General features: G+C 70.1%; 8 protein-coding genes. 2 read left to right on the top strand and 6 right to left on the bottom strand.

The annotated features are described in order from the left end of the window. Positions 1-506 precede the first annotated feature (506 nt). The 6 genes from GWK61_RS20665 to GWK61_RS20640 form a co-directional block, all read right to left on the bottom strand. Entirely contained in the window at positions 507-2,267 is a 1,761-nt protein-coding gene (locus GWK61_RS20665) for a glycoside hydrolase family 35 protein (protein WP_194910447.1), read from the bottom strand. Between the two features lie 99 nt (positions 2,268-2,366). Next, on the bottom strand, positions 2,367-3,743 hold the full coding sequence (locus GWK61_RS20660; RefSeq protein ID WP_194910445.1) for an ABC transporter substrate-binding protein: 1,377 nt from the start codon (positions 3,741-3,743) through the stop codon (positions 2,367-2,369). Between the two features lie 52 nt (positions 3,744-3,795). Then, positions 3,796-4,743 (bottom strand): carbohydrate ABC transporter permease, encoded by a 948-nt coding sequence (locus GWK61_RS20655; RefSeq protein ID WP_438939774.1) that lies wholly within the window; start codon positions 4,741-4,743, stop codon positions 3,796-3,798. 3 nt (positions 4,744-4,746) lie between these two features. Next, positions 4,747-5,667 (bottom strand): carbohydrate ABC transporter permease, encoded by a 921-nt coding sequence (locus GWK61_RS20650; protein WP_194910443.1) that lies wholly within the window; start codon positions 5,665-5,667, stop codon positions 4,747-4,749. Positions 5,668-5,770: 103 nt separating this feature from the next. Beyond that, positions 5,771-6,970 carry an ROK family protein gene (locus tag GWK61_RS20645; protein ID WP_194910442.1) on the bottom strand — a complete coding sequence of 400 codons (1,200 nt, stop codon included), beginning with the start codon at positions 6,968-6,970 and terminating at the stop codon, positions 5,771-5,773. A gap of 290 nt (positions 6,971-7,260) precedes the next feature. Continuing rightward, the gene (locus tag GWK61_RS20640; protein WP_323747665.1) at positions 7,261-8,295 is read right to left on the bottom strand and encodes a LacI family DNA-binding transcriptional regulator; all 1,035 of its coding nucleotides are present in this window, start codon (positions 8,293-8,295) and stop codon (positions 7,261-7,263) included. A gap of 199 nt (positions 8,296-8,494) precedes the next feature. On the opposite strand from GWK61_RS20640, the gene GWK61_RS20635 reads away from it, so the two are divergent. Further along, a complete protein-coding gene (locus tag GWK61_RS20635; RefSeq protein WP_194910441.1) occupies positions 8,495-9,916 on the top strand; it encodes an endo-1,4-beta-xylanase in 1,422 nt (473 codons plus the stop codon). Positions 9,917-10,102: 186 nt separating this feature from the next. Continuing rightward, complete coding sequence (locus GWK61_RS20630) at positions 10,103-13,042, top strand: DUF4132 domain-containing protein (RefSeq protein WP_194910440.1); 2,940 nt, start codon at positions 10,103-10,105, stop codon at positions 13,040-13,042. The last annotated feature ends 46 nt before the right edge of the window (positions 13,043-13,088 follow it).

The raw sequence follows: 13,088 nt of genomic DNA, 5'->3' as shown, positions 1-13,088 counted from the left end.
GCTCCGGCTCAGGCACGGGCTCAGGCACGGGCTCAGGCACGGGCTCGGGCTCGGGCTCAGGCTCAGGCACGGGCTCAGGCACGGGCTCGGGCTCGGGCACCGGCTCGGGCCCAGGCCCAGGCCCAGGCCTCAGGCTCCGGCGCCGGCACAAGTTCCAGCTCCACCACGGGCTCGACGGTCGGTCCAGCGCACCGCGCAGCTGCTCGGCGATGAGGTCGAGCGTGCCCGGCAGTCCGGCAGGCCAAGCCGCGGCTTGCCGTCGCGCGGCAGGCAAGCGCGCTGGTCGGGGCAAGCAAAGTGTGGATCGCGAAAGCAGAACTGTGGCGAGGCCGCCGCTCCCTCACAAGCGGCGGCCCCACCGGTCTCACAGCGCGGCCGGTCTCAAAGGTCGGCCACACTCACAACGCGGCCGGCCTCACAGCACGGCCACACTCACGACGCGGTTGCCGGCCTCACAGCGCGGCCAGCCTCACAGCACGGCCACACCCACAACGCGGTTGCCGGCCTCACAGCTCAGTCGGCCCCAGATCGGGCACCGGCCGCAGCTCGACCTCCGTACCGCGCGAGCCGTGCAGCTCCAGCACGATCAGCTCGTTCGTGCCGGCGCGTAGCACCGGGCCCGGCACGTAGAGCGAGCCCTGCGGGCCGCGCGACCAGTAGCGGCCCAGGTTGAAGCCGTTGATCCAGGCCAGGCCCTTGGTCCAGCCGGTCAGGTGCAGGTAGGTGTCCGCCGGCTGCGCGACGTGGAACTCGCCGTGGTGGAAGCAGGGGCCTACCACCGGTCCGGCGGCTTCGGTGAAGTGCAGGGCCGACGGGTCGTCGAGGGGCAGGGGGCGCGAGGTCCAGCCGGTCAGTGGAGTGTCGTTCAGGTACACGCCGCCGATCAGGCCCTTGCGGTCCGCCAGCTTCGCGCCGTAGTTCACCCGGCCCTGGTTCTCGACCAGCACCCGGAGGTCCGCGCCGGGCTGCGGCACCGTGAACGACACCACGTGCTCGTGCCGCTCGCGCTCCAGGACGCCGACCGGTTGGCCGTCGACGAACACCTGCGCGCGGTCGCTGATCTGGTCGAAGGCCAGCGTCGCCGGGCCTGCGGCCGATGCCGGGAGCCGTGCCTCGTACAGCACGAACCCGAAGTCCTGCCCCAAGCGCTCCATGGTCAGCGGCACATCGGAATTCTGCGGCGTGCCCAAAGCAGCGAGCGCGGCGTCGGTGAACAGCGGCGCGCGCCGCGTGAGCGAGATCGAGAGCGGCGGCAGCTTCTCCCCCGGCTCGGGGATCTCCTCGTCCGGGACCGCCTCGTACTTGCCGATGATGGACCGGAACCGCCGGAACTTCTCCGTCGGGTCCCCGGCCTCGTCCAGCGGCGAGTCGTAGTCGTACGACGTGACCGTCGCGCGGTACGTCCCCTTGTCATTCGCCCCGTTCAGGAACCCGAAGTTGGTCCCTCCGTGGAACATGTAGAAGTTCACCGACGCCCCGGCCTGGAGCATCTCGTCCAGCGCGGCACCCGCGTCGTCCGCCGAGCGCTGCGCGTGCACGCCGCCCCAGTGGTCGAACCACCCGTTCCAGAACTCCGCGCACATCAGCGGCCCCGTCGGCTGCTGCGCACGCAGCGCCGCCAGCGAAGCCGTCACCTTGCCGCCGAAGTTCGCCGTGGCCAGGACACCGGGCAGCGCGCCCGCGGCCAGGTCGCCGGGCTGGTCCGAGGTGAACAAGGGCACGTCGATCCCCCGCGACGTCAGCGCCTCGTACAGCCGCTCCATATACGCGGTGTCCGATCCGTACGCCCCATACTCGTTCTCCACCTGCACCGCGATGACCGGCCCGCCGGCCGTCCCCAGGCGCGGCAGCACGATCGGCATCAGCGCGTCGAGGTAGCCCTCGACCGCCTGCAGGAACGCCGGATCGGTGCTGCGCAGCACCAGCTCCGGGTCGGCGAGCAGCCACGACGGCAGCCCGCCGCCCTCCCACTCGCCGCAGATGTACGGCCCGGGCCGCAGCAGCACGTGCAGCCCCTCGGCGGCGGCCAGGTCCAGGAACGCCGCCAGGTCCAGGATCCCGCCGAAGTCGAACTCGCCACGCCGGCGCTCGTGCAGGTTCCACGGCACATAGGTGTCGATGGTGTTCAGGCCCATCAGCCGGGCCTTGCGCAGCCGGTCGGCCCACTGCGCCGGATGGACTCGGAAGTAGTGCAGACCGCCGGACACGATCCGGAACGGCCGACCGTCGAGGACGAAGCCGTCGTCGGTGATGTCGAGTACTGCCACGTTCGTCTTGCTCCCTGTGCTACGTCACGGCAGGGTCGAGGTGCGGCCGAGCCGGGATGGCGCGGCCGCACAAGCCCTGACGGGGTCAGGCCATCGGCGCTACTTGACGGTGAAGCCCTGGTCCTTGGCGTACTTGGTCGAAGCGTCCTGCCAGGCCTTCAGCCCGTCGGCCAGCGAGGAGCCGCCGATGTAGGCCTTGCCGGCGGTGTCGTTGAAGACGCTGTTGGCGTACACCTGGAACGGCAGGTACGACCAGCCCGGCGCCACCTCGGACGCGCTCTGCGCCAGCACCTGGTTGATCTTCTGGTCGCCGAAGTACGGGTTCGTCTTGTTCAGGAAGTCCGGCGAGTTCAGCTGCTTCACGGTGGCCGGGAAGGCCCCGTTGTCCACGCGGCTCTGCGCACCCTCGTCGACGGTCGCGTACTTCAGGAACGCGTAGGCCAGCTTCTGGTTGGTGCCGGCCTTCATCACGGACAGCCCGCTGCCGCCGTTCTCGGCGGTGACCTTGCCGCCGGCGGTCCACTGCGGCATCGGCGCGACGCGCCACTGGCCGGAGCCGTTCTTCACGCCGGACTCCAGCGAGGCGGGCATCCAGCCGCCGGTGACCAGCGAGGCGATCTTGCCGGTGTTCATGCCCTGGTACCAGGGGTCGCTCCAGGAGCTGATCGGCGCCAGGAGGTGGCCGTCGATCATCTGCTGCCAGGCGGCCGTGAACTTGGCCGTGCCGGGGTCGCCGGCGAAGTTCACGCCGACGTTGGTGCCGTCGACCGTGTACGGCTTGCCGCCGGCCTGCCAGATCATGCTGGTGGTGAAGCCCGCGTCACCGGTGTCGTTGGTGATGTAGGCGGTCGGGTCGGCGGCGTGGATCTTCTTCGCGTCGGCGATGTACTCGTCCCACGTGGCCGGGGGCGTCGTGATGCCGGCTTTGTCGAAGACCGTCTTGTTGTAGAACATGGCCATCGGGCCGGAGTCCATCGGCAGCCCGTAGACGCCGCCGTTGGACTGGACCGCGTTCCACGGGCCCGGGGTGAAGGTGCCGTTCAGCGCGGCGGCGCCGAACTGGTCCAGGTTCACCACGGACTTGGTCAGCTCGAACTGCCCGAGCGCGTAGTACTCGATGTGCGCGACGTCCGGGACGCCCTTGCCGGCCTGGACCGCGTTCTGCAGCGCCTTGTACTCGTCGTTGCCGGTGCCGGCGTTGACCAGGTTGACGTGCACGTTCGGGTACTTGGTCTGGAAGTCGGCGACCACCTTCTTCAGGGTCGGCTCCCAGGCCCAGACGGTCAGGTTCCCGCCGGCGGTCAGGGCCGCCTGCAGGTCGGCGTCGGTGACCGTGGCGGACTGCGAGGAGCCGCCGGAGCCCCCGGAGCCCTTGCTTCCACCGCTGCTGGAGGAGCTGCCGCAGGCGGTGGCGGCGAGCGCCACGGCCAGTGCGGTGGCACCCAGCAGGACGCCGCGACGACGGGTTATGGTCATTGCTGTTCCCTTCTCTTGCATCGGAGGGTTCCGCGGTCGGGCCGGGGCGCCGTCAACCTTTCACGCTTCCGGCGCTCAGGCCCGACTGCCAGTACCGCTGGAGCAGCAGGAACGCCGCGATCAGCGGGATGATCGTGATCACCGAGCCGGTGATGACGAGGTTGAAGACCACGTCGCCGCCGGCCGTGTGGGCCTGGTCGTTCCAGGTGCTCAGGCCCAGCGTCAGGGGGTACCAGTCCTGGTTCTTCAGCATGATCAGCGGCAGGAAGTAGTTGTTCCAGGTCGTGACCACGTTGAACAGCAGCACCGTGACGATGCCGGGGCCGAGCAGCGGCAGGCTCACGGAGAAGAAGGTGCGGAACTCCCCCGCGCCGTCCATCCGGGCCGACTCCATGATCTCGGCCGGGACCGCGTCGGCGCTGAAGGTCCACATCAGGTACAGGCCGAACGGCGAGATCAGCGAGGGCACGATGATCGCCCACGGGGTGTCGGTGAGCCCCATCTTGGAGAACATCAGGAAGGTCGGGACGGCCAGCGCGGTGGCGGGCACGGCGACCGCGCCGATCACGATGGCGAAGACGGCCTTCTTGCCCGCGAAGTCGAACTTGGCCAGGCCGTAGCCGGCCAGCGTGGCCAGGATCGTGGCGCCGCCGGCGCCGACCACGACGTACAGCAGGGTGTTGAGCAGCCAGCGGCCGAAGATGTCGTGCTGGTAGCTGAACGTGCTGCCGACGTTGGAGAAGAACCCGAATCCCTTGAACCACAGCCCGAAGGAGTTGAACAGGTTCTGCTGGGTCTTGGTCGCGTTGATCGCCAGCCAGGCCAGCGGCAGCAGCGTGTAGACCGCCATCACCGCGCACAGCACGGTCAGCGTCACGCTCTTGCGGGGCCGCTGCGACGCGCGCCGGGCCTTGGCCCGGATCGGCGGGGTGGCGTTCCGGGGACGTCCCCGTTTCACCGTCTGCACCGTTTGCACCGTTTCCAAAGGCTCCGTCGTCATGGCTCAGCCCGCCTTTCGCATGCCGCGCAGCTGGACGGCGTAGGCGACGATCATCGTGGCCACGCCCATGACGATGGCGACGGTCGCGGAGTAGTTGAACTGCTGGCCGTCGAAGGACAGCGAGTAGGCGTAGTAGTTCGGCGTGTAGTACGTGGTGATCGCGTTCGGCGCCAGGTGCTTGAGGATGCTGGGCTCGCTGAACAGCTGGAAGCTGCCGATGATCGAGAAGATGGTCGCGATGACCAGGGCCGGACGCAGCGCCGGGAGCTTGATCGACCAGATGATGCGGAACTGGCCGGCACCCTCGATCGCCGCCGCCTCGTACAGCGAGGGGTTCACCACCCGCAGCGCGGAGTAGATGATCAGCATGTTGTAGCCGACCCACTCCCAGGTCACGATGTTGCCGATGGAGGCCAGGATCAGGTGCGGGGAGAGCGGATCGGGCAGTGTGACGCCGAAGTGCTTGTCGATGTCGCGGACCAGGCCGAACTGGGTCCCGTACATGAAGCTCCACATAAGCGTGGCGACGACGGCGGGGACCGCGTAGGGCAGGAACACCGAGATCCGGAAGAACGCCGCGCCGTAGAGCCGGCCGCTGTCGATGGCCAGCGCCAGCAGCAACGCGATGCCGAGCATGATCGGGACCTGGACCACCAGGAACAGCGCGACCCGGGCGAAGGACGTCCAGAACTGCGAGTCGTGGATCGCGTCGCTGTAGTTCTGCAGGCCGACGAACTGCGTGCCGCCGATCAGCTTGGTCTTGTACAGGCTCAGGTAGATCGAGTAGCCGATCGGGGCGAGGAAGACCAGCGCGAACAGGGCCATGAAGGGGCTGACGAACTTCCAGCCGGCCAGGGACCGCCGCCGTCCCGCGGCGCGGCGCGGGGCCGGGCGGCGGGCGAGGTCCAGGGGTGGGGACGTCATGGTCTGTCTTCGCTCCTTGCTTCGCTGTGTACTAGCGGTACTTGGGGAACTGCGGGTACTGCGGGTACTGCGGGTACTGCGGGTACTGCGGGCAATGTCCGCACTAGGGCAGGACGAACGTCTCGAAGGCCAGCACCGCCATGCCCAGGGACACCGGGTTGTCGGCGATGCGCGAGGCGGCCAGAGTGACCGCGTCGTAGGGGACGGTCAGGGAGAACTCCTTGACCACCGGCTCGACCGCGGCCAGCAGCGGCTCGCCGAAGGCGGCGCTGACCCAGCCGCCGACCACCAGCAACTCGGGGTTCAGCATGTTGACGGCGTTGGCCAGGGCCATCCCCAGCGGCCGGGCGAACCGCTCCAGCGTGGCCACCGCCACCGGATCGGCGCGGCGGGCCGCCTCGGCCAGCCGGGCCACGGTCGCGGCCTGGTCGCCGGGGACCAGCAGCGGGCTGTCCGGATCGACCTCGGTCAGCAGGTCGAGCAGCGCGGCGGCGCCGACGTAGGCCTCGACACAGCCCCGGCTGCCGCAGTGGCACGGCAGGCCGTCGGCGACGAGCACCGTGTGGCCCCACTCCCCCGCGCTGTTGGTGCGGCCGCGCAACAGCCGGCCCTCGGCGACGATCCCGAGACCGACACCCGTACCGAGGTTCACCACCACTGTGTCGGTCTGGTTGTCGCGGTCGCCGGCCTCGCCGAACATCATCTCGGCCAGCGTTATCGCCTTCAGCGGGTTGTCCAGCAGCACCGGCAGGTCGCAGCGCTTGGTGAACAGGGAGGTGAACGGCACGCCGTGCCAGCCCCAGTTCGGCGCGTGCACCGAGACCCCGCCCTCGCGGTCCACCTGGCCGGGCAGGCTCACGCCGACCCCGGCCACGTCGGCCGCGCTGACTCCGGCCAGCCCGGCGATGACGCCCTGGATGCTGTCCACGACGTGCCCGACCACGGAGTCCGGGTCGTCGTCGGTCGGCGCCACCGGCATCTGGAAGTGCCCGACCCGGGTCATCGCCTGGTCGAAGATCTCGGCGATGACGTGCGTCTCGGCGAGGTCCACACCGACCAGGTAGGGCGCGCCGGCCCGCATCGTCAGCTGGCTGGCCGGACGTCCGCCGCCGGAGCGCGTGCTCTGCGTCTCGGCCAGCAGCCCGGCCGCGGTCAGCTCGCCGATGATCGTCCCGGCCGTGGCGACGGACACCCCGAGCTGCGCGGCCACGTCGCCGCGAGTCAGCGTGCGGCCGCCGTAGAAGCTCCGCATCACTTCCACGCGGTTCGCACGGCGCAGGTCGCCGGACAGGCGGGGTCGCATCTCGGGGGCTCCTTGCGGTTCTCAAGTGCTGGGTCGCCGGGCCCGCCGGGGGCTCGGTGAGGCTTGAGATTACGCAGACGTGTCGGCTTCGTAAACCCCTTAGCGAAACCGTTATTAAAAGGGTTATCAAATCGAGGCGAGGAGCACCGATACCGATGCGAGAGCGCCGGGAGCCTGGTTGACGCGCGCCGATGCGATCGCTCAACCGCCCGCCGCAGGCCGCGACGATCAGTCTGCCGCCCGCCCCGGCCATGACGATCAGCCAGCCCAGTGGATGCGGGCCACGGCGATCAGTCAGCTGCCGGAGCAGCCGGCCCCGCCGTCGAAGCTCTGACCACCAACCGCGTCGGCAGCATGATGTGCGTGGTGTCGGGCTCCGCCTCGCCGCGGATCAGCCCGATCAGCAGCTCGACCGCGCGCCGTCCCATCTCCCGGATCGGCTGCTCGACCGTGGTGAGCATCGGGGTGCAGCGCGTCGCCTCGGGGATGTCGTCGAAGCCCACCACCGACAGGTCCTCCGGCACGCGCAGGCCCATGCGGTGCGCCACCTCGATCGTCGCGATCGCCGACAGGTCGTTGGCCGCGAACACCGCGGTGGGCCGGTCGGGCCTGGCCAGCAGGTGCGCGGCCTGCTCGGCGGCGGTGTCCGGGTCGTAGGAGCCGAGGCGCAGCAGGTCTTCGTCCACGGCGACGCCGGCGGCGGCCATCGCCTGCCGGAAGCCCTGCTCGCGCAGCTGCGCGGACAGCAGGTCCGGCCGTCCGGTGAGCATCGCGATCCGGCGGTGGCCCAGGGCCAGCAGGTGCTCGGTGGCCGCGTGCGCGCCGCGCAGGTTGTCCGAGTCGACGGTCGGACGGCCGCCGGGCCCGGTGTGCGGGTCGACCGCGACGACCGGTGCGCCGTACTGCAGGTCCACCACGGTCGGGGTGACCAGGACGGCGCCGTCCACCAGCGTCCCGGACAGCCGGGACAGGTAGCGGCGCTCCCAGCCCACCTGGTCGCGGGCCCGGCCGCCGGCCGAGTAGACCACGAGCTCGAACCCCGATCCGCGGATCGCGTCGCCGGCGCCCTTGAGCAACTCGGCGCTGAAAGGTTCAAGGTCGGCCACCAGGATCCCGATGACGTTCGTCTGGTGGTTGCGCAGGCTCTGCGCCACCAGGCTCGCCTCGTATCCGAGCTCTTCTATCACGGCCTTGACACGGGCCGTGGTGTCCGCGGACACGCCGTAGCGGTCGTTGAGCACCTTGGAGACCGTGGCGACCGAGACGCCGGCCTGCCGGGCGACGTCGCGGATGGTCACGCGCGAAGGAACGGGATCGGTCTGCACGCGGCCCAGGATACTGCCCGTCGAAAACGATATCGATAACGATTGACACGATGTTTCGGCGAGCGCAGACTCTGACCCGCCCGCCCCGTCGCGCGTCTGGTGGCTCTCCGTTGCCAAGGATTTGTCCAGGAGTGGATCAAGGTGAGCCCCCGCGCTCGCAGGCGGACCGGTAGTCCTGTCGACGGAAGGAGCACCACCCATGCACAACCGCAGACTGGCCGCCGCGCTGGCGGTCGTGGCCAGCGCCGCGCTGGCCGGCAGCCTGGCCCTGGTCAGACCGGCGGCCGCGGACACCTCACTGAAGCAGCTCGCCGAGGGCAAGGGCAAGTACTTCGGCACCGCGCTGGTGCAGTCGAACCTGTCCAACTCCACGCTGGTCGGGGTCGCCACGTCGCAGTTCGACATGATGACGCCGGGCAACGAGATGAAGTGGGACACCACCGAGCCCTCGAACGGCAGCTTCAACTTCGGCCCCGGCGACGCCCTGGTCGCCTTCGCGCAGGCGCACTCGATGCGCGTGCGCGGGCACAACCTCGTGTGGCACAGCCAGCTGCCGGGGTGGGTGTCGAGCCTGCCGTCGAACCAGGTGCAGGCCGCGATGGAGACCCACATCACCACCGAGGCCACGCACTACAAGGGCGAGGTGTACTCCTGGGACGTCGTCAACGAGCCCTTCAACGAGGACGGCACGCTGCGCCAGGACGCGTTCTACAACGCCATGGGCACCGGCTACATCGCCGATGCGATCCGCACGGCGCACGCCGCCGACCCGAACGCCAAGCTCTACCTGAACGACTACAACATCGAGGGCGAGAACGCCAAGAGCAACGGCATGTACTCGCTGGTGCAATCGCTGCTGGCGCAGGGCGTGCCGATCGGCGGCGTGGGCCTGGAGAGCCACTTCATCCTGGGCCAGGTGCCCTCCACGATGCTGGCGAACATGCAGCGCTTCGCGGCGCTCGGCCTGGACGTCGCGGTCACCGAGCTCGACGACCGGATCCAGCTCCCGGCCAGTTCCTCGAACCTCCAGCAGCAGGCCACCGACTACTCGACGGTGGTCTCGGACTGCCTGGCGGTCACCCGGTGCGTCGGCGTCTCGCAGTGGGGCGTGGGCGACGCGGACTCGTGGATCCCGGGCGCCTTCTCCGGCTACGGCGCGGCGACCATGTACGACCAGAATTACCAGGCCAAGCCGGCCTACACCGCGTCGGTCAACGCGCTCGGCGGCTCGGGCGGGTCGAGCTCGTCCAGCTCGTCGAGTCCGAGCACGCCGACGTCGTCGAGCTCGTCGCCGGGCGGCGGCGGTGGGGCGTGCAAGGTGAGCGACACGGTCCAGGCCTGGAACACCGGGCTGACGGAGAACATCACGATCACCAACACCGGATCGGCGGCGGTCAGCGGCTGGCGCCTGGTGTTCACGCTGGCGTCGGGCCAGACCATCACCAACGGCTGGAACGCCTCCTACAGCCCGTCCTCCGGCCAGGTGACGGCGACGAACGCGAGCTACGACGGGGCGATCCCGCCGGGCGGCTCGGTGAGCATCGGATTCCAGGCCACGCACACCGGGAACGCCGCGGCACCGGCGTCGTTCAGTCTCAATGGTCAGGCTTGTAGCAGTTAGAGCAGTTGGCAATCAGCAACCAGGTGCCCGCAACCAGTAGCGGCTCAACACCGGGCGTCGGCCGCGCGGGAGATCCGTCCCGCACGGCCGACCGCCGTCAGCACCGTTGCCGCTCAGCAGTTGTCAGGCCTCTGAAGTGCGGACAAGGCCTGCTCCGGAGCGCTTCGCCTTGGCTACGCTCTGGGCATGAGCGTGGATCCCGAGGAGCGTTTCGAACTGCCGCGGAAGTTCCAGCACGGAGTCATCCGGCGGGAGCGCTGCGACCGGGTGGACGTCGAGACGATCTCGACGGCCGCCGCCGGGACGGACCCGCAGGGTCATGCGACGTGGCGGAGCATCGACCTCGTCGTGGCGAAGAACGGGCCGGCCGCGGCCGTGCGCGCGTTCGCCGAGGCCAGTGCCGAGGACGTGAACTTCTCCGGCTACAGCTGGGGCCGCGGCACCTTCTACGACAGCAAGCTCGCCGACCGCCGCTGGCCTTTGATGCTGCGGCTGCTCGATCTGGTGCGCTCGGCGTCGGACGAGGAGTACGCCGAGGCCATCGCGACGGCCGAGACGATGCGCGACGAGTTCAAGGTGCCAGCGGCACGCGCTGCGATGGCGGTGCTGGCGCTCGACCGGCCGGAGTGGTGCTCGGCGGACATCGCGGACTACTCGGCCGACGACGACCACGACAACTACACAGCCAGGCTCCTGATGCTCGCGACGACTTCGCGGGAGCAGGCGCGGGAGTTGGGCCGGCGGATCCAGGACTGGGTGTGGGTCAACGACGACCGGCGCGCGGAGGGGACTTTCCTCGCCACGATCGACGCTGGGGCAGACGAGTTCTTGATCGGGTGTCTGGAGAAGAGTCGGTGGCATGCGCTCAACCTGCTGCCGAAGCTGCCGAGCGAGCTGGCCGTCAATACCCTGATCGGGGAGCTGGGGCCGAAGGATGCGCAGGCCGCTTTGCTGGAGGCGGCGAAGCGGTTTCCGCGCCGGGTGTTGCGGCGGTTGGCTGAGGCGGAGCCGGCGACGCAGGTGGATTACGTGCTGCGGTTACATGTCGCGGCTGATCCTGAGCGTGCGCGTTCGGAGCTGGGAGGGCTTTCGGATGTTGCGCGGCAGCGAGTGGAGGCTTTGCTCGGCATAGCTGGGGCAGGCGGTGGTTCCGGGGCCGCTACGGAGGCCGAACTCCCCCGGGTTCTGGTCGTCCCTCCGTGGACGGATCGCGAGACGAGCAAGCCGGTCGCGCTCAAGGGCCTGCCGGTTCCGGCCCCGTACTTCTGCTGGCCCTCGCGCCAGAGCGCGGGACGGACCTCGATACCCGAGCCGGACCCTTCGACGGCGGACCCGAAGGACCAGAGCACGATCGTGCTGACTTTGGCGGACTGGTTGAACTCGGAGTACGAGCCGTACTCGGAAGCCGCTGACATGTTCTTCCGGCGCTATCCCGAGCAGGCGGTGCGGCACCTGTTGCCCAGCGCGCTCGGTGCGGCCGGGCCCGAGCGCAGGTCGGCCGAGGCCGCGGTGCGGTTCGTGGCCCGGCACCGGCTGGCCGACGTCGTGGCGCTGGCCGCGGAGTCCGGTCCGGAGGCGGCGGTCGCGACGCGGGCCGTGCTGGACCGGCGGGGGCTGGACGTCTTCCCGAAGTCGATGCCGGCGGTGCCGCTGTGGGCCGATCCGGCTTCGCTGCCCGGGATCCTGCTGGCCGGCCGGCAGGCGGCGCTGCCGACGTCCGCGGTGCGCGTGGTGGTGCAGATGCTGACCATCTCCTCGCGGCGGGAGGCGGCGCCCTACGGCGGGATCGAGATCGTCGCAGAGATCTGCGATCGTGCTTCGCTGGCCGAGTTCGCGTGGGGGCTGTTCGAGAACTGGGCCGGGGCCGGGTATCCGACCAAGAAGCTGGGCTGGGCGTTCGACACGCTGCTGTGGTTCGGGAACGAGGAGACCGTCCGGCGGCTGGCGCCGCTGGTGCGGGTCTGGCCCGGCGAGGGCGGGTCGGCGCGGGCGGCCGGCGGGCTGGATGTGCTGATCGCCGTCGGCGGGGAGGAGGGGCTGCGCGAGGTCTACGACATATCGCAGCGGTCATCCTTTGCCGCGCTGCGTGCCGAGGCCGCCAAACGGATCGCGAAGGTGGCGGCGGCACGGGGGCTGAGCGCGGACCAGCTGGAGGATCAGCTGGTGCTGGACCTCGGCGCCGGGGCGGAGGGCACGGTGACGCTGGACTACGGCGCGCGCCGGTTCACCGTCGGGTTCGACGAGTTCGTTCAGCCGTACGTCATCGATGCTGCTGGGAAGCGTCGCGCGTCGCTGCCGAAGCCGACCGCGAAGGACGACGCCGAGCTCGTGGCCGAGGCGCAGCAGCGTTTCAGCGTGCTGAGGAAGGACGCGAAGACGCTCGCGGTGCGGCAGGCGGCTCGGCTGGAGCGGGCGATGGTGACCGGTCGGCGCTGGTCGGACGCGGAGTTCCGGGCCGTGTTCGTCGAGCATCCGTTGATGCGGCTGCTCGGGCGGCGGCTGGTGTGGGGCGAGTTCGACGGAGCGGGGGCGCTGCGGGCGACGTTCCGGATCGCGGAGGACGGGACGCTCGCGGACGTCGCGGACGAGCGGTTCGTGTTCGGTGTCGGTGGCGGGGATGACGCCTGCGCCGAAGCCCGCACCATCGGCCTGGTGCATCCCGTGGACCTCGGCACCGAGCTGGCACGCTGGACCGAGATCTGCCACGACTACGAGATCATCCAGCCCTTCCCGCAGGTCGGCCGCCCGGTGCTCGCCCTGACGCCGACCGAGCGCGAGGCGACGCGCCTAGACCGCTTCTGCGGCGTGCAGCTGTCGACCGACCACCTGCTGGCACTGCACCGCAGCCCCGGCTGGGGCTCGGCCGCGCTGTGGGACGCCGGCCGCACCGTGGCGACCGGGCGCCGGCTGCCGGATCGCAGGATCCTGATCGTGCGCGTCAGCCCCGGCTACCGCGAGGGCCGCCTCGCCGACACCCCGGACCAGACGATCACGGACGTCTGGCTCAGCGCCACCGACGCCAACGGCCGCCACGGCGCCCGCGACCAGGCGCTGAAGCTCGGCGCGCTGGACGCGGTGGCGGCCAGCGAGATCGTCGCCGACCTGACGGCGGCGGTGGGGGCGTGAGGGAGCCACAGGGCGCTACTGCTCTATGTGTGGGTGCTGTCTCTTA

It is taken from the genome of Catenulispora rubra (assembly GCF_015356825.1).
Taxonomy (GTDB): Bacteria; Actinomycetota; Actinomycetes; order Streptomycetales; family Catenulisporaceae; genus Catenulispora; species Catenulispora rubra.
This window is presented reverse-complemented; position numbering and strand designations above follow the sequence as displayed.

Excerpts from the sequence above, each read along its gene's own strand:
- GWK61_RS20660 (WP_194910445.1), bottom strand. The coding sequence starts at position 3,743 with ATGACCATAACCCGTCGTCGCGGCGTCCTGCTGGGTGCCACCGCACTG.
- GWK61_RS20655 (WP_438939774.1), bottom strand. The coding sequence starts at position 4,743 with ATGACGACGGAGCCTTTGGAAACGGTGCAAACGGTGCAGACGGTGAAA.
- GWK61_RS20650 (WP_194910443.1), bottom strand. The coding sequence starts at position 5,667 with ATGACGTCCCCACCCCTGGACCTCGCCCGCCGCCCGGCCCCGCGCCGC.
- GWK61_RS20645 (WP_194910442.1), bottom strand. The coding sequence starts at position 6,970 with ATGCGACCCCGCCTGTCCGGCGACCTGCGCCGTGCGAACCGCGTGGAA.
- GWK61_RS20635 (WP_194910441.1), top strand. The coding sequence starts at position 8,495 with ATGCACAACCGCAGACTGGCCGCCGCGCTGGCGGTCGTGGCCAGCGCC.
- GWK61_RS20630 (WP_194910440.1), top strand. The coding sequence starts at position 10,103 with ATGAGCGTGGATCCCGAGGAGCGTTTCGAACTGCCGCGGAAGTTCCAG.